The organism is Trabulsiella odontotermitis (genome assembly GCF_030053895.1).
GTDB lineage: Bacteria > Pseudomonadota > Gammaproteobacteria > Enterobacterales > Enterobacteriaceae > Trabulsiella > Trabulsiella odontotermitis_C.
Genome location: NZ_CP125782.1, coordinates 20,637 through 45,539, shown reverse-complemented (window position 1 = coordinate 45,539; position 24,903 = coordinate 20,637). Strand labels below are relative to the sequence as shown.

The 24,903-nt window shown below is 51.9% G+C and carries 25 protein-coding genes and 3 pseudogenes; 19 read left to right on the top strand and 9 right to left on the bottom strand.

Features of this window, described 5'->3' with window-relative positions; genetic code table 11:
- Nucleotides 1-341 precede the first annotated feature (341 nt).
- The 10 genes from ardB (at nucleotide 342) to ccgAII (ending at nucleotide 7,053) form a co-directional block, all read left to right on the top strand.
- Entirely contained in the window at nucleotides 342-767 is a 426-nt protein-coding gene (gene ardB / locus QMG90_RS22365; RefSeq protein ID WP_000447669.1) for an antirestriction protein ArdB, read from the top strand.
- A 57-nt stretch (nucleotides 768-824) separates the two neighbouring features.
- Nucleotides 825-1,229, top strand: a complete 405-nt coding sequence (gene ardR / locus QMG90_RS22360) for an antirestriction protein ArdAB regulator ArdR (RefSeq protein ID WP_000881513.1) — start codon at nucleotides 825-827, stop codon at nucleotides 1,227-1,229.
- Nucleotides 1,230-1,238: 9 nt separating this feature from the next.
- Nucleotides 1,239-1,478: a hypothetical protein gene (locus QMG90_RS22355; protein WP_000932975.1), complete on the top strand. Its 240-nt coding sequence runs from the start codon at nucleotides 1,239-1,241 to the stop codon at nucleotides 1,476-1,478.
- Between the two features lie 885 nt (nucleotides 1,479-2,363).
- Nucleotides 2,364-2,660, top strand: coding sequence for a protein CcgD (gene ccgD, locus QMG90_RS22350; protein WP_000545925.1), 297 nt, complete (start codon nucleotides 2,364-2,366; stop codon nucleotides 2,658-2,660).
- A 14-nt stretch (nucleotides 2,661-2,674) separates the two neighbouring features.
- Complete coding sequence (locus QMG90_RS22345) at nucleotides 2,675-3,016, top strand: hypothetical protein (protein WP_015344948.1); 342 nt, start codon at nucleotides 2,675-2,677, stop codon at nucleotides 3,014-3,016.
- Nucleotides 3,017-3,084: 68 nt separating this feature from the next.
- Nucleotides 3,085-3,369 (top strand): protein CcgC, encoded by a 285-nt coding sequence (ccgC, locus tag QMG90_RS22340; RefSeq protein WP_001750002.1) that lies wholly within the window; start codon nucleotides 3,085-3,087, stop codon nucleotides 3,367-3,369.
- 208 nt (nucleotides 3,370-3,577) lie between these two features.
- Complete coding sequence (locus QMG90_RS22335) at nucleotides 3,578-3,910, top strand: hypothetical protein (RefSeq protein WP_012561126.1); 333 nt, start codon at nucleotides 3,578-3,580, stop codon at nucleotides 3,908-3,910.
- Nucleotides 3,911-5,262: 1,352 nt separating this feature from the next.
- Complete coding sequence (locus tag QMG90_RS22330; protein WP_000129958.1) at nucleotides 5,263-5,772, top strand: antirestriction protein ArdA; 510 nt, start codon at nucleotides 5,263-5,265, stop codon at nucleotides 5,770-5,772.
- A 726-nt stretch (nucleotides 5,773-6,498) separates the two neighbouring features.
- A complete protein-coding gene (ccgAI, locus tag QMG90_RS22325) occupies nucleotides 6,499-6,678 on the top strand; it encodes a protein CcgAI (RefSeq protein WP_000214483.1) in 180 nt (59 codons plus the stop codon).
- Nucleotides 6,679-6,732: 54 nt separating this feature from the next.
- On the top strand, nucleotides 6,733-7,053 hold the full coding sequence (ccgAII, locus tag QMG90_RS22320; RefSeq protein WP_001749971.1) for a protein CcgAII: 321 nt from the start codon (nucleotides 6,733-6,735) through the stop codon (nucleotides 7,051-7,053).
- A 110-nt stretch (nucleotides 7,054-7,163) separates the two neighbouring features.
- Here the strand turns inward: ccgAII and QMG90_RS22315 are convergent, their stop codons facing one another.
- From QMG90_RS22315 to stbA, 4 genes are all read right to left on the bottom strand, one after another.
- Nucleotides 7,164-7,508 (bottom strand): hypothetical protein, encoded by a 345-nt coding sequence (locus QMG90_RS22315; protein WP_000999874.1) that lies wholly within the window; start codon nucleotides 7,506-7,508, stop codon nucleotides 7,164-7,166.
- A gap of 181 nt (nucleotides 7,509-7,689) precedes the next feature.
- A complete protein-coding gene (gene stbC, locus QMG90_RS22310) occupies nucleotides 7,690-8,058 on the bottom strand; it encodes a plasmid stabilization protein StbC (protein ID WP_000414913.1) in 369 nt (122 codons plus the stop codon).
- A gap of 1 nt (nucleotide 8,059) precedes the next feature.
- On the bottom strand, nucleotides 8,060-8,776 hold the full coding sequence (gene stbB / locus QMG90_RS22305; protein WP_001749973.1) for a StbB family protein: 717 nt from the start codon (nucleotides 8,774-8,776) through the stop codon (nucleotides 8,060-8,062).
- Nucleotides 8,777-8,784: 8 nt separating this feature from the next.
- On the bottom strand, nucleotides 8,785-9,204 hold the full coding sequence (gene stbA / locus QMG90_RS22300) for a plasmid stabilization protein StbA (protein WP_001749974.1): 420 nt from the start codon (nucleotides 9,202-9,204) through the stop codon (nucleotides 8,785-8,787).
- Nucleotides 9,205-9,694: 490 nt separating this feature from the next.
- Here stbA and QMG90_RS22295 point away from each other — a divergent pair, with 490 nt between their 5' ends.
- From QMG90_RS22295 to QMG90_RS22280, 4 genes are read left to right on the top strand one after another with little or no spacing between them, the layout of a single operon-like run.
- On the top strand, nucleotides 9,695-10,111 hold the full coding sequence (locus tag QMG90_RS22295) for a hypothetical protein (protein ID WP_001749975.1): 417 nt from the start codon (nucleotides 9,695-9,697) through the stop codon (nucleotides 10,109-10,111).
- 1 nt (nucleotide 10,112) lies between these two features.
- On the top strand, nucleotides 10,113-11,642 hold the full coding sequence (locus tag QMG90_RS22290; RefSeq protein ID WP_000342688.1) for a type IV secretion system DNA-binding domain-containing protein: 1,530 nt from the start codon (nucleotides 10,113-10,115) through the stop codon (nucleotides 11,640-11,642).
- Nucleotides 11,642-14,878, top strand: coding sequence for a MobF family relaxase (gene mobF / locus QMG90_RS22285; protein ID WP_012561166.1), 3,237 nt, complete (start codon nucleotides 11,642-11,644; stop codon nucleotides 14,876-14,878). Before QMG90_RS22290 ends, mobF begins: the two co-directional genes overlap by 1 nt.
- Complete coding sequence (locus QMG90_RS22280) at nucleotides 14,878-15,243, top strand: DUF6710 family protein (RefSeq protein ID WP_012561167.1); 366 nt, start codon at nucleotides 14,878-14,880, stop codon at nucleotides 15,241-15,243. The genes mobF and QMG90_RS22280 overlap by 1 nt, the downstream gene beginning before the upstream one ends.
- Nucleotides 15,244-15,252: 9 nt before the next feature.
- Here the strand turns inward: QMG90_RS22280 and QMG90_RS22275 are convergent.
- Nucleotides 15,253-15,750: pseudogene (locus tag QMG90_RS22275) on the bottom strand (Tn3 family transposase); the annotation flags it as partial.
- 65 nt (nucleotides 15,751-15,815) lie between these two features.
- On the opposite strand from QMG90_RS22275, the gene QMG90_RS22270 reads away from it, so the two are divergent.
- The 5 genes from QMG90_RS22270 to QMG90_RS22250 all read left to right on the top strand — a co-directional run bounded on the left by QMG90_RS22270 (nucleotide 15,816) and on the right by QMG90_RS22250 (nucleotide 20,635).
- Complete coding sequence (locus QMG90_RS22270) at nucleotides 15,816-16,520, top strand: IS6-like element IS26 family transposase (protein WP_001067855.1); 705 nt, start codon at nucleotides 15,816-15,818, stop codon at nucleotides 16,518-16,520.
- Between the two features lie 504 nt (nucleotides 16,521-17,024).
- Nucleotides 17,025-17,681 (top strand): quinolone resistance pentapeptide repeat protein QnrS1, encoded by a 657-nt coding sequence (locus tag QMG90_RS22265; protein WP_001516695.1) that lies wholly within the window; start codon nucleotides 17,025-17,027, stop codon nucleotides 17,679-17,681.
- Nucleotides 17,682-17,907: 226 nt separating this feature from the next.
- Nucleotides 17,908-18,498 carry a plasmid pRiA4b ORF-3 family protein gene (locus tag QMG90_RS22260; RefSeq protein WP_012477564.1) on the top strand — a complete coding sequence of 197 codons (591 nt, stop codon included), beginning with the start codon at nucleotides 17,908-17,910 and terminating at the stop codon, nucleotides 18,496-18,498.
- Nucleotides 18,499-18,634: 136 nt separating this feature from the next.
- Nucleotides 18,635-19,207: a recombinase family protein gene (locus tag QMG90_RS22255; RefSeq protein ID WP_001493762.1), complete on the top strand. Its 573-nt coding sequence runs from the start codon at nucleotides 18,635-18,637 to the stop codon at nucleotides 19,205-19,207.
- A 36-nt stretch (nucleotides 19,208-19,243) separates the two neighbouring features.
- Complete coding sequence (locus QMG90_RS22250) at nucleotides 19,244-20,635, top strand: ISKra4-like element ISKpn19 family transposase (RefSeq protein ID WP_014839878.1); 1,392 nt, start codon at nucleotides 19,244-19,246, stop codon at nucleotides 20,633-20,635.
- Between the two features lie 316 nt (nucleotides 20,636-20,951).
- Here QMG90_RS22250 and QMG90_RS22245 read toward each other — a convergent pair whose 3' ends face one another.
- The 4 genes and pseudogenes from QMG90_RS22245 to QMG90_RS22230 all read right to left on the bottom strand — a co-directional run.
- Nucleotides 20,952-21,956: an IS110-like element IS5075 family transposase gene (locus QMG90_RS22245; RefSeq protein ID WP_000427619.1), complete on the bottom strand. Its 1,005-nt coding sequence runs from the start codon at nucleotides 21,954-21,956 to the stop codon at nucleotides 20,952-20,954.
- Between the two features lie 78 nt (nucleotides 21,957-22,034).
- Nucleotides 22,035-23,801, bottom strand: a pseudogene (locus QMG90_RS22240) (Tn3 family transposase); the annotation flags it as partial.
- A 51-nt stretch (nucleotides 23,802-23,852) separates the two neighbouring features.
- Complete coding sequence (locus QMG90_RS22235) at nucleotides 23,853-24,557, bottom strand: IS6-like element IS26 family transposase (protein WP_001067855.1); 705 nt, start codon at nucleotides 24,555-24,557, stop codon at nucleotides 23,853-23,855.
- Nucleotides 24,558-24,621: 64 nt separating this feature from the next.
- Nucleotides 24,622-24,801, bottom strand: a pseudogene (locus tag QMG90_RS22230) (ArsR/SmtB family transcription factor); the annotation flags it as partial.
- Nucleotides 24,802-24,903: the final 102 nt, after the last annotated feature.

Below are 24,903 nucleotides of genomic sequence, written 5' to 3'. Positions count from 1 at the left end.
CTACTATATGTAGTGCTGCTTCAGCTGCCAACGAACGCTATATATAGTGTTTGTTGGCTTTCTGCTTTCTCAGTGTCCCCTGTAACCGGCCGCGTGGCGGCGGGCTAGCAGGGAGGGGGGTGGCCTGTCGCTCCGGTCAGTCCCGCAGTTTCCGGCGATTTGCCCCCGGTGTCCGGTGGAGTCCGGCGAGGTCGCCTTCCATGCTCTGACGGGCATAAAATTAGGTAAATATAATCCGTACTTGTATTGACTTTAACGCCCCATTGTACGATAATTAAAAAGTGGCAGGTGATGTGCCTGCCGCTTAACCATCGCCGGTATCGGCTTAAAGAGGAAGTATCATGGAAACTATCGAAATCACCGCCCGCTACATTTCTGAAAACGCCCGCATGAACTTCATGCCTGCGGCATTTCGTGGCGCTTTCTTCAGCGCAGATCACTTCATTCAGTCCTTTCTGAATCGTTACGCTAAAGACTACCAGGGAGGGTATTGGGAATACCTTCAGGCCAGCAATGGCGCGTTTTTTATGGAAGCGCCCCAACCTCTTTGGCTCTCGTTACCTAACTATTTTGAAGGTGAATGCAGCGCGCGCGAAGTAGGGATTATTGTTTGTCTGTATGCCTACAGTTACTTTTGCGGGCTGGCATATGAAGAAGGCAAAGCCGAACTGAACGAAACGATGGCTAACCGGTATCACCTGTTGCGGGAGTACGTTAATACGCTGGAGAACGAAAGCCAGAATCGTATTTATCGTGCCATTGATTAACTGATAACCAGGCGGGCAAAGCCCGCCTTATCGTGACTGTCACGCTCAGGGGAAACTATGTTAGCGACACTTCAACACCCTACCGCCTGGCAATTGCCAGATCGGTTAATGCTTTTGGAACTGTTAATGTTCGATTACCGTAATTCCGATCAGGAGCGCTACGGCCAGCAAATCTATCACCACTATCGTAAACAGGGTAATCATCGCTGGGATACTTCTGTTCATCAGGATAGCGGCGGCCAATACGCGATTATTTTCCGGCACTCCTTCAGCAAAAAACAGGCTGATGGCGTTAAGCGAACGATGATCCGCGATGAAACCGTTATACGGGCAGGTACGGCGCAGGAGCTGACAGAAGCGACATTTCCCGACTTCCAGGATAGCGATATTCTGAAGGCGTCGGATTTCTTTAAGTCGCTTATCCAGCGCAAAGCGGCAGACGTAACACAAACCGATATTTGAGGATCAGCGATGCTGAACAAAACCGAAAACAACACCAACATTAGTAGTATCAACCCCTGTTCTACAGAGAGCCTAATAGCCGTGACGGGAAATGATGGAGAGACGCATATCATTCAGCGTGAGTTAATATCCCACTCTGTTGAAGGGCATGAAGCCACAATCATTCACCTTGTAACCGGGAAGTCGATAAGGGTTTCTTTGTCATCTGAAATTCTGGCAAAAAAACTAGGCATTACCGTGTCTGAATAACGGGTTTTGTTGCTTTGTTATAAGGTTTTATCCGTGTGTGGCAGAGTTCTAAAAAGGGAAACGTGAGAGATTATGAATACGATTAGCATAACGGAAATCGTGTTGAGTGTGCTTCTTGCGGGCGCTTTGGGGCCGGTTTTATTACGTCGAAAAAAAGGTCTGCTGTTACTGTTGTTGATTCTGGTCTGCACGATACTTTTGCTTCATGGTGTCACTACGATTTACTGATGTGGTCGAAAATCTTTAAAAGCGAACCCCCGGACGTCACCCCTCCGGGGCCGTTCTGCTGTGCTGCGCATCGAGCCGCTACGCGTCTCGCCCCGCTCACGCGGGCAGCTGCCACTGACGCCTCCGGCCTGCGGCCTCCGCGCTCCGCTTGGCAACCCCTTCCCCTGCTGCCGCTCATTTCCCCTTCAGCCTCCTATCATGATTCGTCTCCTGCATTATCCGTGGATTGTGCAGCTCAGTGGGGCGCTGGCCGTGACGGTGCGGTGTCCCCCGTAACCGGCCGCGCGGCGGCCGCTAACTCGCAGTACGGCGCCGCGACCCGCAGGCGGGCCGCCGTACCCGCGCGCAGGCGCGCGGCGCCCACTGCGCACCCCCGTGGGGGACGTGCGGCAGCTGCGTGGCGGCGGGCTGGGTTATGGCTTAGCAGGAAGGGGGGTTGGCCTGTTGCTCCGGTCAGTCCCGCAGTTTCCGGCGATTTGCGGCCGGTGTCCGGTGGAGTCCGGCGCGGTCGCCTTCCATGCCCTGACGGGCATAAAAACATGTAAATAAATTCCGTACTTGTATTGACTTTAAAGGCGTAATCACCGATAATTAAATCATCGGGAGGCAACACCGCCACCCGAAAAATTGCCGGTATCGGCGCTTACAGGAGTCGTCATGCACTTTACTAACTTCCTTCAGCGTTACTTCGATATAGAGATTGAACATACCTTTGACCCTACCATTCAGGGCAGCAACGAAACGGGTAAAGACGTCACTAAAATCTGGATCTATGAGAAGGGCGAGGATAGCGAACCGCTGCTTACTCTGACAGAAGCATGGTGGTATACCGAGACAAAAACGGCTGGTAACTGGCTTATCGGCAACGTGTATTCAACGCTTGAGCATGGGCGTGAAATTCATGAAAGCGAATTTCGTAAACTGGTAACAGCTGGCAAGGTGATATCAGCATGAGTAAGGGGAATAAAATGCTTATTAATCGGATAGCGGTTATCGGGCTTGCAGTTGTCGCAGCCGCTACGCAGGCAGGTGTGCCGCCGGTTAAGTTTTTTTACCGGGATACAGTCCCGGTAAGCATTACGCTGGACGAACCCGCAACGGGTTGCAGCATGGCCGGTGTGATTGTTCATCCAGTGGATCGGCCAGCGGCAAAAGTGGCGTGGTTTAGCGAGCGGATTTGCGGTAAAAAACGTTACCCGGTTAGCTTTATCAGTGATGAAATTAGCGCCCCGCATAACGTGATCCATAAAGGGGAAAAGTTTCACGTTACCCCGGCTCAGGTCAATCTCCTGGACGCGCAAAACCTCTAATTAAATCATCGGGTGGCAATACCGCCGCCCGAACAATCGCCGGTATCGGCAACCATCAAGGAGTTCACATGTATCACTATCTCGTTTTTGTCCCTCTCGCATTAATTTTTAGCGCCGCTGCGCTTGCCCTGCCCTGGTTTATCGTTCGTGCGGGATACAGGGATCTGGTGCAGATCACCTGCGCCTGCGTCTCTGTTCTGGGCCTGTGTGCGGCGACAGGGGTTTTCAGCTACTTCGATAATAAGCCGCTTGCGTTTCTGTACGGTTGCGGCGCGCTGGCGTGCTTTTTGTACGCGGTAGACTGCGCGATACCGTTGTATATGACGCGTAAAAAGCCACGTAAGCAGCTGTAAGAAAAAAGGCGGGTAATCCCCGCCTTTTTTATTGAGGCTGTCAGAAAGCGATTCAGGCACTCTATGAACGCTTTGCAAGATATAAAATTTTGTATGCACATTCAGTACTTATATTGACTTTGAGGACATAATCACCGATAATTAAATCATCGGGAGGCAACACCGTCGCCCGCAAAATTGCCGGTATCGGCGCGCAAAGGAGTACATCATGGATTACCAGACCCGCTTAAATTCTGATATAACCAAAGAGATTGATTATCTGGCATCACTGCGTAAACAACGCATGGTGGCGGATCTGCGCACAGAGCTGGTTTACGGCTCCCTGGAGCGTCTGGCAGATATGATCTGCAACACCGTCACTGACTGGTCGCTTCCCTGCCCTGTTCTGCCGCTTTCTTCCGTACAGCAATGGCACAAAGCCCGCGAAATCGTCCTGGCAGATTATGAGGACTTCGGCCACGATGCCTGGGACTTTGCCCGCCACTATATGAAAACAGAGCTTAGCTTCGGTTATGCCTGCTACAAAGACGATATTGCCTGATGATTAACAACATGGGGGGCTAACGCCCCCCTGATAAACTGACCCTTTTAATGGCCTTACCGCCGATTTCAGATGGAACGAGAGATAAACAGCGGCAGACTCCGGGCGTTACCCCTTCGGGGCCGCTCTGCTGTGCTGCGCATCGAGCCGGTTCCCGTCTCGCCCCGCTTACGCGGGCAGCGGCCGCTAACGCCTCCGGCCTTCGGCCTCCGCGCTCCGCTTGGCCTCCGGGCTTCGCCCTCCGCGCTGGCGCTTGGCGGCTGGCGTCAGCCGCCAGCCAGGTTCGCCGGTATCTCAGCTGCCCGGTCATAAAGCCGTTCCGTTGGCGTGGGTCGTTCCGCCTATGACCGCAGTGAAACCGGGCGCGGCAGGTTGTCAACAGACGCTTCGCTCAAGCTGTTGACAACCTGCCTTATTCGCCCGGTTACAGTGCGGCCGTCGGAAACGACACCCCGCCAACTTCTCTACAGGTGCTATATGACCTCTACCATCCTCGAAAACCTACCGCAAATCATCACCTCGCTGGCCGCTCTGATTACGGCCGTAACCGGCCTAATCAAAGTGCTACGCGACAAAGACAAGTAACAGCCATCGGGGCGGCTGTGCCGCCCCTTTGCAGCTGCTTGCCGGTGATCTCTCCAGTTTATGTTCTGACATTGTGCTAAATCCTGATGCCACACAGGGCGTTACCCCTTCGGGGCCGCTCTGCTGTGCTGCGCATCGAGCCGGTTCCCGTCTCGCCCCGCTTACGCGGGCAGCGGCCGCTAACGCCTCCGGCCTTCGGCCTCCGCGCTCCGCTTGGCAGGCCACACCCTGCGCCGGACTCGCCCGGCCGCAAGCGGCCGCCCCGCCCCTTCGGGGTGCCAACGCCCTTCAGGCGTCGGCATCCTTTGCCAGTGCGCTATTGTGTTATCCGTGGATTGTGCAGCTCAGCGGGGCGCTGGCCGTGACGGTGCGGTGTCCCCCGTAACCGGCCGCGCGGCGGCCGCTAACTCGCAGTACGGCGCCGCGACCCGCAGGCGGGCCGCCGTACCCGCGCGCAGGCGCGCGGCGCCCACTGCGCACCCCCGTGGGGGACGTGCGGCAGCTGCGTGGCGGCGGGCTGGGTTATGGCTTAGCAGGAAGGGGGGTTGGCCTGTTGCTCCGGTCAGTCCCGCAGTTTCCGGCGATTTGCGGCCGGTGTCCGGTGGAGTCCGGCGCGGTCGCCTTCCATGCCCTGACGGGCATAAAAACATGTAAATAAATTCCGTACTTGTATTGACTTTAAAGGCGTAATCACCGATAATTAAATCATCGGGAGGCAATACCGCCGCCCGAAAAATTGCCGGTATCGGCGCTTTAAGGAGTACACCATGACTGATATTACGACCCCTTCTGTTTATGTTGGCACTTACCATAAATACAACTGCGGAAGCATTGCGGGAGCCTGGCTCGATCTGACCGATTTTGATAGCTCAGAGGAGTTTTACGAGCGCTGCCGCGAGTTACACGCAAATGAGGCTGATCCAGAATTTATGTTCCAGGATTGGGAGGGTATTCCGTCTGATATGGCGTCAGAGTGCCATATCAACTGGGATTTTATTAACGGCTTTAAACAAGCCCGCGAGGAAGGAAACGAAGCGGCGTTTGTGGCCTTTGTTGATCTGTTTAATAGCACTGATTTCGACCTGTTTAGAGATGCCTATATGGGCGAAGCTAAGGACGAAGAAACTTTTGCAGAGGAATACCTGAATGATAGCGGTCTACTGAATGAAATTCCTGAATCCGTAGCCCGATATTTTGACATCGTAGCCTATGCGCGGGATCTGTTTATTGGGGATTTCAGTTTACATGACGGACACGTATTTAACATGACTTGCTGAAACCTAGTCCCCCGCCACGCGGGGGATATTAAACACCGCTCTAATTAATCGCCGGTATCGGCAAACAGCCATCTGGGCGGCTGCGCCGCCCCTTTGCTGCTGCTTGCCGGTGATCTCTCCAGCTCATGTTCTGCCATTGCGCTAAATCCTGATGCCACACAGGGCGTTACCCCTTCGGGGCCGCTCTGCTGTGCTGCGCATCGAGCCGGTTCCCGTCTCGCCCCGCCCCTTCGGGGTGCCAACGCCCTTCAGGCGTCGGCATCCTTTGCCAGTGCGCTATTGTGTTATCCGTGGATTGTGCAGCTCAGCGGGGCGCTGGCCGTGACGGTGCGGTGTCCCCCGTAACCGGCCGCGCGGCGGCCGCTAACTCGCAGTACGGCGCCGCGACCCGCAGGCGGGCCGCTGTACCCGCGCGCAGGCGCGCGGCGCCCACTGCGCACCCCCGTGGGGGACGTGCGGCAGCTGCGTGGCGGCGGGCTGGGTTATGGCTTAGCAGGAAGGGGGGTTGGCCTGTTGCTCCGGTCAGTCCCGCAGTTTCCGGCGATTTGCGGCCGGTGTCCGGTGGAGTCCGGCGCGGTCGCCTTCCATGCCCTGACGGGCATAAAAACATGTAAATAAATTCCGTACTTGTATTGACTTTAAAGGCGTAATCACCGATAATTAAATCATCGGGAGGCAATACCGCCACCCGAAAAATTGCCGGTATCGGATCACTAAGGAGTAAGCATGACCACTGTTACCACCCCTTCCCAGCTGAAAAAAGAAGTCGAATCTCAGAAAGAATTATTGCTGCGCGCCTGCCTCGAAGCGTTCAACCAGCTGCCTAATCAGCGCCTGCAAGGCGCTTTCACATCGACGTATGCACTGGCGGCAAAATTAGACCAGCTGCTGCAACAAACTAAATAGCACTGACGACCCGGCCAAGCCGGGTCTTTAACAGAAAGATCGAGGACAAACGACATGACCACACAAACCCTTGAGCAGACTCTTGAAGATTTTCGTCGCCAGTGTGAGAGTTTTGCGCGCGAACAGCAGCCCCGCTGCGGCCTGATTTATGAACTGTATCAGCGCCGCCTGAGCGCGGTTATTGACGGCTATCTTGCTGGCGTTCCGGCCGAGTATCGGGAAGAACTGATCGCGGTAGCGCGGCGTGAATTTGACTATCTGACCCAAGACGAGATCGCGGAAGAAATCCGGCAGGATCGGGAAAACGATTATTGCAGCCACGGTATTGAGCGTAATTGTTGCCCGCTGGGCTGCGGAGATCTAGACGATTACTGAGCCGCCGAAAGAAAAAAACCCGGATTGACCGGGCTTTTTTCTTTCCGCTGCGCGGCCGTTTCAGTTATTACTCCGCGCTGCTTTTGGCAATTTCTGTATAGCACAATACACTACACATTAAGCTCGTTTGCTTCGACGGCTAGCCAGCAGTTAAAGGTTTCGCTCTGCCGTTCGCCGCCGCAACCTCCCTCCGCTTTCAGCTTTCCGCAAGCCTGGCATTTCCCCAGCTGCGCCTTTTGCTCCTGCCACTGTTGCCAGTTTCGGATCAGCAGCAGTTGGAAAAACTCATTCGTGGAATAGGCTGTTCGTCCTGGACGACGAACCCGGCAAAGCTCCTGTAACATTGCTTCTTCCTGTTTTGTTAGCGTGACTGTCACGCTAGCGCCTTCCTCTTTGAGTCGCGCGCGGCGCCGGGCCTGGCGAATACGGGCTTGTTCACGCTGTCGGTCATTCATATTTTTCCTCCACGTGACTGTCACGTTGAATTAAACCGGGCATTACCCCTGCGGGGCCGTTCTGCCGTGCTGCGCATCGAGCCGCTACGCGTCTCGCCCCTTCGGGCGGCGGCCACTAATGCCTCCGGCCTGCGGCCTCCGCGCTTCGCTTGAAAAAAAACCGGGACATGCCCGGTTTACATTATCTCAGTAGAATTATGGCTATCGCGGCACCCACGGCGGCGCCCACAATAGTGCAGCCAGCTGTAATAAAAAGGATCTGACGGGTTAACGTCTCAGCTCTGGACGCCTGCGCGCGGCGGAACTTCGTCAGAAATTCCTCACGCGCCTTAGCATCATCACTAATTGCCAGGCTAATTGAACGCTGGTTTTCTACTAAAGTCCGTTTAAGAGAGTCTGCCGTCTCTCCTAAACTTTCGGTGTCTTTTGCCAGCTTTTCCGAAAGCGCAGAAAGTATCTCAGTCATTTCTTTCTGACTTGCGGTGATTTCCTTCGCGTCACCTAAAAACCAATCCATCAGAACTTCAAATTTATCTGGCTGCTTTTCCATTTTATTCTCCCATTAAAGCCGCATATGCTTTATCGAGATTAGCTTTAACAGGAATTGCCTGTTTCATGTAGGTATAACGGCGGGCCAGTTTTTTGCGCTCGTCAGCATCCGTTGTTTGTTTAGCGCGGGCTTTAAATTCTTCTGGATCTTCAGCGGTCAATGCTTCGAATGAGATACGGTGATACGCGAGATATTCGAAAACTTCACTGTTATAAATAACAGATTTCTTGCTGATTTTGCCAACTTTCGTTCGTTTGACAAATTCAAATACCGGCGCCAGTACATCCTCTACTTCACTATCTGGACTAATGCGGTTTGGAACAAAGATGATTTTATCGCTGCTTACACCTGCCTTACTTAACGTATGTGCTGTTTTCAGGCTTTCATCAATGGCCTTATTATCAGGCGTAACCGGGATTACATACTTATCAAATTCATTCGCGCCACTGTCAAAGCGGGACATTGCCATCAGGAACGCTTCTACGTTTGACGCACCAATATCAATAATCCCGGCATCTTCAAAAACAATATCTTCAATCAACCGTGAAAAGTCATCACCTTTAAAAATGGAAACATTCTCAATCCCCAGATCGGAAGCAGACTGGTTGATAGTTTCAACCGCATAGAATTTTGCTCCAGTCAGACGCGGGGCTAACAGGTAGGATGAAATTAAGGTTTTACCAACGCTGCCACTGTAATTAATTACCGCTACTTTCATAAATCACCTCAGAATTTTTTATTGAACATCTTAGGGTCGAAATCTTCACTGATTTTATTGAAGAACTCTTTATCAATAATGCCGGGACTTTCTTTTTTTTCACTTCCTTGCGGTTCAGGCTCAGGCGGCGTTTGTGTATTGTGCAATACACTTTCCTCTGCACCTTTCTCGCTACCTCCTTTTTGTGTATTGTGCAATACACTATCATCATTGTTCGGCATCCTTTCATGTGTATTGTGCATTCCATTTTTCCGGATTTGCCGCGCTCTATATAGGGACGTATCAAAGCTACGAACGTTCACACCTTCCAGGCCGAAGCGTTCAGAAACTGCCTTATAAATTTCCTCCCTGGAAACTCCCAGTGACAGCATTTCTTCTATTTCCGGCAACATCAACTGAAGTGCCGCCCTGATACTTTTGGGCTTCATAGTACCCTCATTTAGAATGATGTAATTTTGATGTAATTTTGATGTACTTTTGATGTACTTTTGTTGTACTGGCTACCTCATGACCAAAGAATGATGTAATTTTGTTGTACTGTCAACCTTCAAGTGATGTAATTTTGATGTAATTTTGATGTACTTTTGTTGTACTGGTATTCATGCAAGCATGAATACGGAATATTGAACGCTTTTTAGCCAGTTAGTCCTTAACCTACGTAGATCGCCCCTACCAAAAAAGATGATTTTTTATCCCTTAACCTGCTATACACCTAACGCAGCGCGATAAATCACGCTATCATACTGATTTAAAAGATAAAAAAATAAATAGCAACAATATTCGGTAATAATTAGGTATTAAAAACACCCAATAACTCATTGTTTTATAATGAGTTTGCTTTATTACTTTGGTAATACTAAGATTTCAGCTTGTTAGATCCCAATTTTTTGTTTAAAAAATGCACAATGTGAGGACTGAATGCCAATAATAACCGCAAAAGTATCAGATGAACTTTTGGCCTATATAGACCTGGTTTCAGGAGGTAATCGGTCAGATTATCTGCGGCGCTGCATTGAAGCTGGCCCAGGTGATCGGGAGTCCGGGTTGAAAATAGTTGCCGACCGGCTGAGCGACGTAAATCGCAAACTGGATTATCTTTTTGACCGTGCTTCAGATGCGGATTTTGGCCCACTGCGCGATGAGCTGAAGGCAATAACCGAAACGCTATCTGGCGTAAAATTCCCACCGGCAGGACAGATGATGTTGCATGAATCACTCGCTATTGAAACGCTAATCCTCCTGCGCTCGATAGCAGAACCGGGCAAAACCAAAGCGGCAAAAGCAGAGGTTGAACGTAACGGCTACAAAGTCTGGGAACCAAAAAAGGAGCGCTGAAATGGACGATAGAGAAAGAGGCTTAGCATTTTTATTTGCAATTACTTTGCCTCCAGTGATGGTATGGTTTCTAGTTGCAAAATTTACCTACGGTATTGATCCATCCACGGCTAAATACCTGATTCCGTATCTGGTTAAGAATACTTTTTCGCTATGGCCTTTATGGTCAGCTTTAATTGCTGGCTGGTTTATTGGTGTTGGCGGTCTGATCGCTTTTATCATTTATGATAAATCACGCGTGTTTAAAGGCGAAAGATTCAAAAAGATTTATCGTGGTACAGAGCTTGTTCGCGCCAGAACACTCGCTGATAAAACACGCGAAAGAGGTGTCAACCAGTTAACCGTGGCTAATATCCCCATACCTACATACGCTGAGAACTTGCATTTTTCGATTGCCGGTACAACCGGTACTGGTAAAACCACAATTTTCAATGAACTGTTATTTAAGAGCATCATTAGAGGCGGCAAAAATATTGCTTTAGATCCAAATGGGGGCTTCTTAAAGAATTTCTATCGTCCCGGCGATGTTATTTTAAACGCCTATGATAAACGCACTGAAGGCTGGGTGTTTTTCAATGAAATTCGCCGTTCATATGATTACGAGCGCTTAGTGAACTCTATTGTTCAGGAAAGCCCTGATATGGCTACTGAAGAATGGTTCGGCTATGGCCGTCTTATTTTTAGTGAAGTTTCGAAAAAACTTCACAGCCTATATAGCACAGTAACTATGGAAGAAGTTATTCACTGGGCCTGTAACGTTGACCAGAAAAAATTAAAAGAATTTTTAATGGGGACGCCTGCCGAAGCTATTTTTTCCGGGTCTGAAAAAGCAGTTGGAAGCGCGCGATTTGTTCTCAGTAAGAATCTTGCCCCACATTTGAAAATGCCGGAAGGTAATTTTTCCCTGCGTGACTGGCTTGATGATGGAAAGCCGGGAACCCTGTTTATCACCTGGCAGGAAGAAATGAAAAGGTCACTTAATCCGCTAATTTCCTGCTGGCTGGATTCGATTTTTTCTATCGTGCTGGGTATGGGTGAAAAAGAAAGCCGCATTAATGTATTTATTGACGAGCTGGAATCACTCCAGTTTCTGCCAAACCTCAACGATGCACTGACCAAAGGGCGTAAAAGCGGTCTGTGTGTTTATGCTGGCTATCAAACCTATTCTCAGCTGGTTAAGGTTTATGGTCGGGATATGGCTCAGACAATTCTGGCTAACATGCGTTCTAACATCGTGCTGGGCGGCAGCCGTCTCGGTGATGAAACGTTGGATCAAATGTCGCGCTCACTCGGTGAGATAGAAGGCGAAGTTGAGCGTAAAGAATCCGATCCTCAGAAGCCCTGGATTGTCCGTAAACGCCGCGACGTTAAAGTTGTTCGTGCCGTAACGCCTACCGAAATATCAATGTTGCCAAACCTCACCGGCTATCTGGCGTTGCCTGGTGATATGCCCGTCGCTAAGTTCAAGGCTAAACACGTTAAATACCATCGCAAAAACCCTGTTCCTGGCATTGAACTGAGGGAGATCTGATGCTTGATATAACCACGATTACCCGCCAGAACGTCACTAGCGTTGTGGGCTACTACTCTGATGCAAAGGATGATTACTACAGTAAGGATTCATCATTCACGTCCTGGCAGGGAACCGGAGCTGAAGCCCTCGGCTTATCCGGGGACGTTGAATCAGCCCGGTTTAAAGAGCTGCTTGTCGGAGAGATAGATACCTTCACGCATATGCAGCGACACGTGGGTGATGCCAAAAAAGAGCGTCTGGGCTACGACCTGACGTTTTCAGCGCCTAAAGGGGTATCCATGCAGGCGCTGATACACGGCGATAAAACCATTATCGAGGCTCATGAAAAAGCTGTTGCCGCTGCTGTGCGTGAAGCTGAAAAACTCGCGCAGGCCCGGACGACTCGCCAGGGGAAATCAGTAACCCAGAATACCAATAACCTTGTCGTCGCTACTTTTCGCCACGAAACGTCCAGGGCGCTAGATCCTGATTTGCACACCCACGCTTTTGTCATGAACATGACCCAGCGCGAGGACGGCCAGTGGCGCGCGCTCAAAAATGATGAGCTGATGCGTAACAAAATGCACCTGGGCGATGTTTACAAACAGGAGCTGGCGCTGGAGTTGACCAAAGCCGGTTATGAGCTGCGTTACAACAGCAAAAATAACACGTTCGATATGGCCCATTTTTCAGACGAACAGATTCGCGCTTTTTCCCGCCGGTCGGAGCAAATTGAAAAGGGACTCGCTGCAATGGGCCTGACGCGGGAAACCGCCGATGCTCAGACGAAAAGCCGCGTCTCGATGGCGACGCGTGAAAAGAAAACAGAGCATTCCCGTGAAGAAATTCACCAGGAATGGGCCAGCCGCGCCAAAACGCTAGGCATTGATTTTGATAACCGTGAATGGCAGGGACACGGTAAACCTCTGGAGGCTGATATTGCGCGCAACATGGCCCCGGATTTTACCAGCCCTGAGGTTAAAGCTGACCGGGCTATCCAGTTTGCAGTTAAGTCGCTGTCAGAGCGCGATGCCAGCTTTGAACGCCAGAAGCTGATTCAGATCGCTAATAAGCAGGTGCTGGGCCATGCCACAATGGCCGATGTTGAAAAAGCGTACCTGAAGGCGGTACAGAAGGGCGCCATCATCGAGGGCGAAGCCCGGTATCAATCAACGCTGAAGGTCGGTGCTTCAGTTATGGCCGAAACTCTGACGCGCAAAGAGTGGATCGACTCGCTGACGAATAGCGGGATGCGTGCGGATAAAGCCCGTTTTGCGGTAGATGATGGTATTAAAAACGGCAGGCTTAAAAAGACCAGCCACCGCGTCACTACCGTGGAGGGTATTCGCCTTGAGCGTTCCATTCTGACTATCGAATCACGCGGCCGGGGGCAGATGCCGCGACAGCTGACCGCAGAGATTGCAGGCCAGCTGCTCGCCGGGAAAACCCTCAAGAATGAGCAGATGCGCGCAGTTACAGAAATTGTGACGAGCAAAGATCGTTTTGTGGCCGCACATGGTTACGCCGGTACCGGTAAAAGCTATATGACGATGGCCGCTAAAGAGCTGCTGGAGTCACAAGGGCTGAAGGTCACGGCGCTGGCCCCCTATGGGACACAGAAAAAAGCGCTTGAAGATGATGGATTACCGGCCCGCACCGTTGCCGCCTTCCTCAAAGCGAAGGATAAAAAGCTGGATGAAAAATCAGTCGTATTCATTGATGAAGCCGGGGTTATACCCGCCCGGCAGATGAAACAGCTGATGGAGGTGATCGAGAAGCATAACGCTCGCGCGGTATTCCTGGGGGATACGTCACAGACGAAAGCGGTAGAAGCCGGTAAGCCTTTTGAGCAGCTGATTAAAGCAGGTATGCAGACCAGCTACATGAAAGACATTCAGCGACAGAAGAATGAAGTTTTGCTTGAGGCGGTTAAGTATGCCGCTGAAGGTAATGCCGCGCGCGCCCTGAAAAATATCACCGGCGTGAACGAACTGAAGGAAGAAGCGCCCCGACTCGCTCAACTTGCCGATCGCTACCTGTCTCTGTCCTCAGAACAACAGGATGCCACCCTGATAATCTCTGGTACGAACGCCTCACGCAAAACCCTCAATGACTACATCCGGGGCAATCTGGGGCTTGCCGGAACCGGCGAAACGTTCACGCTACTTGACCGCGTGGATTCGACACAGGCGGAACGCCGCGACAGCCGTTATTTCAGTAAAGGGCAAATCATTATCCCCGAACAGGATTACAAAAATGGTATGAAGCGGGGCGAGTCTTACCAGGTTCTTGATACCGGGCCGGGCAACAAATTGACGGTTGAAAGCAGCAGCGGTGAGCAGATCGCTTTCAGCCCGCGTACACACACCAAGCTGTCTGTATACCAGGCAGTCAGCGCCGAACTGGCGCCGGGCGATAAGGTCATGGTAACGCGTAACGATAAAACGCTGGACGTTGCCAACGGCGACCGCTTCACGGTGAAAACCGTGGAGGGTGAAAAACTGACGCTTGAGGACAAAAAAGGGCGCACGGTTGAGCTGGACAAAAAACAGGCTTCTTATCTTTCCTATGCTTATGCAACCACCGTCCACAAATCCCAGGGGCTTACCTGTGATCGCGTGTTGTTCAACATAGATACCAAATCGCTTACCACTTCTAAGGACGTTTTTTATGTTGGTATTTCGCGTGCGCGTCATGAGGTGGAAATTTTTACCGACGATAAAAAATCTTTGGCATCGAGCGTGAGCCGCGACAGCCCGAAAACCACGGCCGCAGAAATTGACCGTTTCTTTGGGCTTGAGGCCAGGTTTAAGGATATTGGCCGCGATACCAGTTTAGAAACCCGATCAGCTGAAAAAGGTCTGCCAGAAGCCACGGGGGAAAGCATGGCGTTTAACCAGAAACCCGATGAACATAACATGACAACCGGCACTGATTATCAGCCGGTGAGCAACGCAGAGGACGCCTTTCATCTTAAGCAGAACCCTATGGATGATTCCGTTGGCCTGCGGCGTCATGAAGCACAGCAAAATGATGCAGAACTGGCCCATGATTATGCTGCTGCCGACGATCAGCAGTGGAGCGCGCAGGAGTATGCCGATTACGAGCATTATGCCGAAGCATCAGACTACGACTTTGACAGCAGCATTTACGACGATTACGCCATGCCGCAGACGTCTCAGGCGGAACAGAGCCATACCGGAAAAGAACACACCCATGAGCATGAGCATGAAGAAGGGGGCCATGAAATCTGATGGAGCAGACCGACAAGCGCAAGCAGGATAAACTGAAGTTCGACCGGGTAATTAATCTGGCGCGCAGACTGCCGCAACCGGCGATCCATGACTTACTACGCGCGCTGATACTGCCAATTCAGGCCGATTACTTGCTGGCCGTTGGCACGGAGGGCCAGGACGCGCGCCCGGACATGAACGAGCGCGAGTTCTTCTTCACAAAAATCATCTGGGCGATGGATTACACGCACATGAAATCACTCAGGCTTGCAGCTGAAGATTTTCCCCTGGCGCTTGCGACGGCCAAGATCCTGCCGTGGCCGTGGGGTGAATCAAGCTACCGGAGTGCTTTAGCCGATATAGGGGTTCGAGGTTCAATCGTGTAAAAAACCACGTTAAGGCAATAATTCATTGTTTGAATTGAAATTTAATGGCCTCAACTCTCCCTTCAGAATATTTTCCGGCAGCGTGAACGTATAATGTCCCAGCATGTTGATATGACCGTACATCAGTGGCGACAGGCGTGAGATATGCTCGTCTTCCGGGATCTCACCAGCGCTGCGCAAATGTGATAGCGCTTCCTGCATATAAAGCGTGTTCCACAATACAACTGCGTTAGTGACAAGCCCCAGCGCACCCAGTTGATCCTCCTGCCCCTCACGGTAACGTTTTCTAATCTCACCACGTTGGCCGTAACAGATCGCCCTTGCCACGGCGTGACGGCCTTCTCCCCGGTTAAGCTGAGTCAGTATCCTGCGACGATATTCTTCATCATCAATGTAGTTGAGGAGGTACAGCGTCTTGTTGACCCGTCCCACCTCCATAATCGCCTGCGCCAGCCCTGACGGACGGGAACTTTTTAAAAGCGAGCCCACAAGTTCTGAGGCGTGGACTGGGCACTGTTGCAAATAGTCGGTGGTGATAAACTTATCATCCCCTTTTGCTGATGGAGCTGCACATGAACCCATTCAAAGGCCGGCATTTTCAGCGTGACATCATTCTGTGGGCCGTACGCTGGTACTGCAAATACGGCATCAGTTACCGTGAGCTGCAGGAGATGCTGGCTGAACGCGGAGTGAATGTCGATCACTCCACGATTTACCGCTGGGTTCAGCGTTATGCGCCTGAAATGGAAAAACGGCTGCGCTGGTACTGGCGTAACCCTTCCGATCTTTGCCCGTGGCACATGGATGAAACCTACGTGAAGGTCAATGGCCGCTGGGCGTATCTGTACCGGGCCGTCGACAGCCGGGGCCGCACTGTCGATTTTTATCTCTCCTCCCGTCGTAACAGCAAAGCTGCATACCGGTTTCTGGGTAAAATCCTCAACAACGTGAAGAAGTGGCAGATCCCGCGATTCATCAACACGGATAAAGCGCCCGCCTATGGTCGCGCGCTTGCTCTGCTCAAACGCGAAGGCCGGTGCCCGTCTGACGTTGAACACCGACAGATTAAGTACCGGAACAACGTGATTGAATGCGATCATGGCAAACTGAAACGGATAATCGGCGCCACGCTGGGATTTAAATCCATGAAGACGGCTTACGCCACCATCAAAGGTATTGAGGTGATGCGTGCACTACGCAAAGGCCAGGCCTCAGCATTTTATTATGGTGATCCCCTGGGCGAAATGCGCCTGGTAAGCAGAGTTTTTGAAATGTAAGGCCTTTGAATAAGACAAAAGGCTGCCTCATCGCTAACTTTGCAACAGTGCCTTTTTTCCTGCGGTGTACGACGCCGACGCCGCTCAGGTCCTGATAACACTCCAACCATCTTATCGTTCTGACTGGTATTAAACATAGTTCCAAGACTACCTCTTATTTTAAGAGAGTCGAAGTGTCTGGTGATCTATGGGGCCAGTCTAGCCCTCTTCCAAGTGTAGGGAGATATAGTCAAAGTTTGCTTCTCCGCCGATGAGTCCGCCCTGCGTCGGATAGTCCGATTTTTTACCGGCGAAGCACGGCTCTCCTAACCCTATCTAAAGCGAATAACTTTTTTCAACAGGGCCGCGTGCCAATGCAAGAGCGATAGGCGCTCTACGCGCCAATTTGACCACTTAAAACAGGTAAATTGAGGGGTTGTAATGTGTTGATGTAACAGGCTTTTATTTTAATGTCTTGGCATATGTATAATGGTAGTCTAGCCCTCCTTTCAACAAGGAGTACTCATGGAAACCTACAATCATACATATCGGCACCACAACTTTTCACATAAAGACTTAAGTGATCTCACCTTCACCGCTTGCACATTCATTCGCAGCGACTTTCGACGTGCTAACTTGCGTGATACGACATTCGTCAACTGCAAGTTCATTGAACAGGGTGATATCGAAGGCTGCCACTTTGATGTCGCAGATCTTCGTGATGCAAGTTTCCAACAATGCCAACTTGCGATGGCAAACTTCAGTAATGCCAATTGCTACGGTATAGAGTTCCGTGCGTGTGATTTAAAAGGTGCCAACTTTTCCCGAACAAACTTTGCCCATCAAGTGAGTAATCGTATGTACTTTTGCTCAGCATTTATTTCTGGATGTAATCTTTCCTATGCCAATATGGAGAGGGTTTGTTTAGAAAAATGTGAGTTGTTTGAAAATCGCTGGATAGGAACGAACCTAGCGGGTGCATCACTGAAAGAGTCAGACTTAAGTCGAGGTGTTTTTTCCGAAGATGTCTGGGGGCAATTTAGCCTACAGGGTGCCAATTTATGCCACGCCGAACTCGACGGTTTAGATCCCCGCAAAGTCGATACATCAGGTATCAAAATTGCAGCCTGGCAGCAAGAACTGATTCTCGAAGCACTGGGTATTGTTGTTTATCCTGACTAATTGCTTTGATGTGTGATTTTAAACGCTCAAATTTATAAAACGAATAATATTGTCAACCTTGCAATAATAGACATAGGGACAACCATGTATAAATTTTTACCCTCAGGCGTCTTCACAATAGAGCCATATAGCAGGAGAGCATGAAAAACCTCGGGGCAGCCATCGAATGATGCCATCTACAGGGGTTAAAATAACCACCATCATTTCATAACAATACCTGCTGACTATGAAGATCTACGTCATCAAAATAGCAGTTCATGGAGTCAGTCCGATGGTCTGGCGTCGGCTGAGAATTGCTGCCGACACGTCACTGGCCGCGCTTCACTTCATTTTCCAGATAGTGCAGGGCTGGGGGGACGACCATCTCCATCAATTTCACATTTATGGCAAAGATTACGGTATCTCCTACGAAGGAGGCATCGGTTTTGTCGATAATCCGTTCCGGGTCGTGATTGATGATTTTGCTTTTGATGCTGGCGATCGCTTTACCTATGAATACAATTTCTTTGAGCACTGGCTTCATGACATTCGTGTTGAGGCCATTTATGAAAACTCTACGCTGAAAGCGCCGTTTTGTATAAGCGGCCATGGTATGCCCGGAGCCACAGCTGCGGATGAGTTCGATAAAACCCTGGCGTTTCTTGAAGCTATCGTTAATGCGGATGATGAAACAACGGTCGGCGAGATCCGCCCTTTTGCTGACGACCTGGATGCTGTCAGGTTCAACCGCCACAAAATCAACCGGCAACTGAGCAGGCTCGACCTTGCATCTCCGGTACTGGAGCCTGAAGTTATCTGGCTGGGCCGTCGTCGCTGACTGATGTCTATAAAGGTATACGTTTTCAGCATGCCTCTCAGATCCCCGAAAAAATGTCTATAAACCTCCCTAAATCAGTGTTTATGGATTATTCTTTAAATCTCTATGATGTTTAAAGACCTTCCGGAGGTTTTGCGTGCAATATGCCTACATCAGGGTAAGCTCGGCCGATCAGAATACGGCCCGTCAGGAAGAGGCATTGTCAAAGGCGGGTTTTCAGCCTGATAAAATTTGTGTTGAGCATGCCAGCGCGAAGGACACAAACCGCCCGGGGTTACAGGAACTCCTGGGGCAATTACGCCCTGGTGATACGCTTCTGGTTCATTCCATCGATCGCCTTTGCCGGAATATGTCGGATATGTGCGCTGTCACCACCCGGCTTCGTGACCAGGGCGTTACCCTTATTTTTCTGAAAGAGCAGCTGACGTTCAGCGCCGGCACAAACAATCCGATGCAGGAACTGCAGCTGCACATGATGTCGGCATTCAGCCAGTTTGAACGAGCCTTACTGAAGGAAAGGCAGGCCGACGGCATCGCCGCGAAAAAAGCACGGGGTGAAAAAACAGGGCGCCCCGGCGCCGATATCAAAAAGATCCAGGAAATTGACGCACTCAGAAGCAGAGGGGTCAGGCTCAGGATCGCCTGCGACCATGCGGGCCTTGGCGTTTCCACATATTATAAGCTTCGTCACCAGATGAACAACCAGTAGCCGGGAGATAGTCATCCACCACAGCAGGAGGCAATGATGCAACTGACGCTCCAGATAGTCATCACCGATGAATCAGGCTCCAGTCGAACGGAGGAACTGATGACAATCCAGAAATCAGGGGAGACCCGGAACGACATCGGATTATCGGTGTCAGAATCCAAGCTGTTGCTGAATACGGTCCAGCAGTCGGTGGTCCAGCTGCAGGCAGACGAATATACTCAACACCATATCCGGTGCCCTCACTGCCTTGCTGCGCGCAGAATCAAAGGCAAACAGAAAATACGGTACCGGACGCTGTTTGGCGTTATTCCGGTATCCGGGCTTCGGGTGTACCGGTGCCGTTGTGAAGAGAGTGATACAAAGACAGTCAGTTTGCTCAGCGACTGGGCCGGCGATTATTCTCACCCGGCACTGAAATATATTGAAACCCGCTGGGCCTCGATGATCTCCTATGAAATGACGACTCGTCTGCTGAAAGATATTCTGCCGGTGGGCCACAGCCTGAATGCCTCAACGGTGAGGAATCATTTATGCCAGGTGGCGCAGCGTCTTGACGCTGAGGCTGAAGCTCATTCAGGTTTTCTTTCCGGCTGCCCCCGCGACTGGGGGAACCTGCCCAGGCCAGGAAAACCGCTTGTGGTGGGTATAGATGGTGGTTATGTTCGCGATCGGGATGACAAAAAGCGTAATTTTGAAATTATTGCCGGGAAGTCTTTTTCCGTTGGTGCGCCTGCTGACACCCGCCGCTTCGGTTTTGTTCAGAAGGATGACTGTCATCCGGAACGCAGGCTCATGACCCACCTTTCAGCGCAGGGAATGCAGGCCAACCAGCAGATATTTTTTCTGTCCGACGGCGCGGATAATCTCAGGGACCTCCAGTTCGGTATGTACCCTGAGTCAACGCATGTGCTGGACTGGTTTCATATCACCATGAGGCTGACGGTGCTCATGCAATATGCCCGGGGACTGCTGGTATCAGATCCAGAGGCGGGGAGTAAAGTTCTGGCACTGCTGGAAAGCATTAAACGATATCTCTGGCATGGCAATGTTGTCGCTGCGCTGGAACATATTGATAATTGCGTTATGTATTGCGATGACCCTGAACTCAGCTATCCTAGCCTGAAATCCCTGCAAAAACATCTGGATGAAATGTATACCTACATCCGGAATAATAAGATGATGATCCCAAACTACGGCGAAATGCGTCGGTACGGAGAGCCGGTATCAACCGCGTTTGTGGAATCCACGATCAATGAAGTGATCGCCAGACGAATGGCCAAAAAGCAGCAGATGCAGTGGAGCAGAAAAGGGGCTCATTATTTGTTACAGACCCGGACCGCCGTTTTGAATAACGAACTGCAGGATAAATTTGTCTGCTGGTATCCGGGTTTTCAAAGTGACGGGAAGGGACCAGCGATGGCAGCATAGCTCACGCTGCCCCAATATTTTTTATGCTCTCTCTATGTGGGGGTCGCCTCAGAAAACGGAATCTATGGTCACTCCCGTTTTTGCAACACCGATTTTGACGACAAGTTGGCTTGCTTGAATCTATCCGGCGTCTGAATGGGATTTTATTCCCGCGCCTCGATGAGTTCCGCGCCTGATGAACCTCCAGAAAATATACGGCTTCAATGAGCCTTTCCGTTTTACAGGTTCCTCAACAGGCCGGTGGGCCGTTAGTATCATCAATATCAGTATTCGCAAAACCAGATGAATGATTGTTTAAACTGGTGTATTTCTGCCTTTATGCTTCGTAAGTTTGCTGTCGCGCCGTCAGTGCCCAGGCTATTCTGGCCAGCTTGTTTGCCAGAGCACAGGTGACGACAAAGTTGCTTTTCCGACACAACAACTCCCTGACCCAGTCGGCCAACTTGCCAGACTGGTGTTCCAGTTTTTGTATGAATACCCTGGCACACTGAACCAACAAAGTTCGGATCTTTTTGTTGCCCCGCTTGCTAATCCCTAACAATGTCGTCCGACCTCCCGTGCTGTACTGTCGGGGTACCAGCCCTGTTGCCGCCGCAAAGTCACGGCTGCTGGCGTACTGCTTCCCGTCGCCAATCTCAGTTGAAATAGTACTGGCAGTCAGCGTTCCAACGCAGGGAATACTCAGCAAGCGCTGTCCAACCTCATCTTCGTCCAACTTTCGTTTCAACTGAGATTCCAGATCTTTAATCTGCTCAACAAGATAGTGATAATGCTGTTGTAATTTCAGCAGTAACTGGCTGAGATAAAGAGGCAAACTACTGTCCTCAAGAAGGGTACTCAGTCGACTAATAACGGCAGCACCTCGCGGAACGCTGATACCAAATTCCAGCAGAAAAGCATGCATCTGATTAGTTGTTTTCACCTTATCCTGAACCAGGGATTCACGGACACGATGCAGAGCTCGCATTGCCTGCTGAGATTCGGTTCTGGGCTGCACGAAACGCATAGATGGACGTGATGCTGCTTCACAGATAGCTTCAGCATCAACGAAGTCATTTTTGTTGCTTTTAACGAATGGGCGGACAAATTGCGGTGATATCAGCTTTGGAAAATGCCCTAACTCTTCCAGCTTGCGTGCCATAAAGTGAGAACCGCCACAGGCTTCCATCGCGATGGTTGTTGCCGGGCATGTCGCCAGAAATTCGATTAGCTTTGGTCGGGTGAATTTTTTACGGTAAACGGCCTTCCCACGATGATCCTGACAATGAATATGGAAAGAGTTCTTACCCAGATCGATACCAATAAGCGCAATGTTTTCCATGATGGTTCTCCGAATGAAAGCCTGTCCTCAGCATAGTACTGGGAAGGAGGGAGTGACCATCTCATTAAATAAAGCACGCTAAGCCGGTTGCAGCGGTCGTAGCGGCCTGAACTTGCCCGCGCCGATCTTGGCGCTGCTGCGCCAGAGGTAATCGCCGGTGAGGTTGATGTGCTCCCAACCGAGCGGCGACAGGTACTGCAACAGCGCGTCATCAACGGCATGGCCGTTGCCACGCAGCGCGTGCGCAGCCCGTTCCAGATAGACCGTGTTCCACAACACGACGGCAGCCGTTACCAGATTGAGGCCGCTAGCCCGGTAGCGCTGCTGCTCGAAACTGCGGTCGCGGATTTCACCCAGGCGGTTGAAAAACACTGCCCTGGCCAGCGCATTGCGCGCCTCGCCCTTGTTCAGGCCGGCATGCACGCGGCGGCGCAGTTCCACGCTTTGCAGCCAGTCCAGGATGAACAGCGTGCGCTCGATGCGGCCCAGCTCGCGGAGCGCCACGGCCAGGCCGTTCTGGCGTGGGTAGCTGCCGAGCTTTCGGAGCATCAGGGAGGCCGTCACCGTGCCCTGCTTGATCGAGGTGGCCAGCCGCAGGATTTCGTCCCAATGGGCGCGGACGTGCTTGATGTTGAGCGTGCCGCCGATCATGGGTTTCAGCGCGTCATAGGCGGCGTCGCCCTTCGGGATGTAGAGCTTGGTGTCGCCCAGGTCGCGGATGCGCGGCGCGAAGCGGAAGCCCAGGAGGTGCATCAGGGCGAAGACGTGATCGGTGAAGCCCGCCGTGTCGGTGTAATGCTCCTCGATCCGCAAGTCGGACTCGTGGTACAGCAGGCCGTCGAGCACGTAGGTCGAATCGCGCACGCCGACGTTCACGACCTTGGTGTGAAATGGCGCGTACTGGTCAGAAATGTGGGTGTAGAACGTCCGCCCTGGGCTGCTCCCGTATTTCGGGTTGATGTGGCCGGTGCTCTCGGCCTTGCTGCCGGTGCGGAAGTTCTGGCCGTCCGACGATGAGGTGGTGCCGTCGCCCCAGTGCTCGGCGAAGGGATGGCGGAACTGTGCGTTGACCAGATCGGCCAGCGCCGCCCCGTAGGTTTCGTCGCGGATGTGCCAGGCTTGCAGCCAAGCCAGCTTGGCGTAGGTCGTGCCGGGGCAAGACTCCGCCATCTTGGTCAGGCCCAGGTTGATCGCGTCGGCGAGGATCGTGGTCAGCAACAGGTTCTTGTCTTTGGCCGGGTCGCCCGATTTCAGATGCGCGAAATGCCGAGTGAAGCCCGTCCATTCGTCCACCTCCAGCAGCAGTTCGGTGATCTTGACGTGCGGCAGGATCATTGCCGTCTGGTCGATCAGCGCTTGGGCGGTGTCGGGTACCGCCGCGTCGAGCGGCGTGATCTTCAAGCCTGACTCGGTGATGATGGCGTCCGGCAGCTCGTTGGCCGTCGCCATACGGTTGACGGTGGCAAGCTGTGTTTCCAGCAGCGTCAGCCGGTCGTTCAGGTACCGGTTGCAGTCGGTGGCCACGGCCAGCGGCAATTCGCTGGCCTGCTTGAGGCTGGCGAATTTCGCGGGCGGCACCAGGTAGTCCTCGAAGTCCTTGAACTGGCGCGACCCCTGCACCCAGATGTCGCCGGAACGCAACGCGTTCTTCATCTCCGACAGCGCGCACAGTTCGTAGTAGCGCCGGTCGATGCCGGTGTCGGTCATGACCAGCTTCTGCCAGCGCGGCTTGATGAACTCGGTCGGCGCGTCGGCGGGCACCTTGCGGGCGTTGTCGCTGTTCATGCCGCGCAGCACCTCGATGGCGTCGAGCACGTCCTTCGCGGCGGGAGCGGCCCGCAGCTGGCACTGTTGCAAAGTTAGCGATGAGGCAGCCTTTTGTCTTATTCAAAGGCCTTACATTTCAAAAACTCTGCTTACCAGGCGCATTTCGCCCAGGGGATCACCATAATAAAATGCTGAGGCCTGGCCTTTGCGTAGTGCACGCATCACCTCAATACCTTTGATGGTGGCGTAAGCCGTCTTCATGGATTTAAATCCCAGCGTGGCGCCGATTATCCGTTTCAGTTTGCCATGATCGCATTCAATCACGTTGTTCCGGTACTTAATCTGTCGGTGTTCAACGTCAGACGGGCACCGGCCTTCGCGTTTGAGCAGAGCAAGCGCGCGACCATAGGCGGGCGCTTTATCCGTGTTGATGAATCGCGGGATCTGCCACTTCTTCACGTTGTTGAGGATTTTACCCAGAAACCGGTATGCAGCTTTGCTGTTACGACGGGAGGAGAGATAAAAATCGACAGTGCGGCCCCGGCTGTCGACGGCCCGGTACAGATACGCCCAGCGGCCATTGACCTTCACGTAGGTTTCATCCATGTGCCACGGGCAAAGATCGGAAGGGTTACGCCAGTACCAGCGCAGCCGTTTTTCCATTTCAGGCGCATAACGCTGAACCCAGCGGTAAATCGTGGAGTGATCGACATTCACTCCGCGTTCAGCCAGCATCTCCTGCAGCTCACGGTAACTGATGCCGTATTTGCAGTACCAGCGTACGGCCCACAGAATGATGTCACGCTGAAAATGCCGGCCTTTGAATGGGTTCATGTGCAGCTCCATCAGCAAAAGGGGATGATAAGTTTATCACCACCGACTATTTGCAACAGTGCCGTCCAGCGGATATCAGCGCTGAAAGATGATGGCTGAGCGTGGAGGCAGGAATCTCAAGGTGCTTCTGCAGTTCGCCAACCGGCAGGCCTTCATGACCCGCCCTGACCAGCTCCCGGTATATGCTGAGACGTGTCGGGTGGCCCAGTTCTCGAAGTGCGTTTGCAGCAGTGTTTAAATCCATAATACCTCCTTTATCTATATTTCCAGAATAATAGAAATATAGCCTGCGTCAATCGTTTCTGCCGTGAGGGTACCGCTTTCCCAATCATGCTCTGTCCGCCAG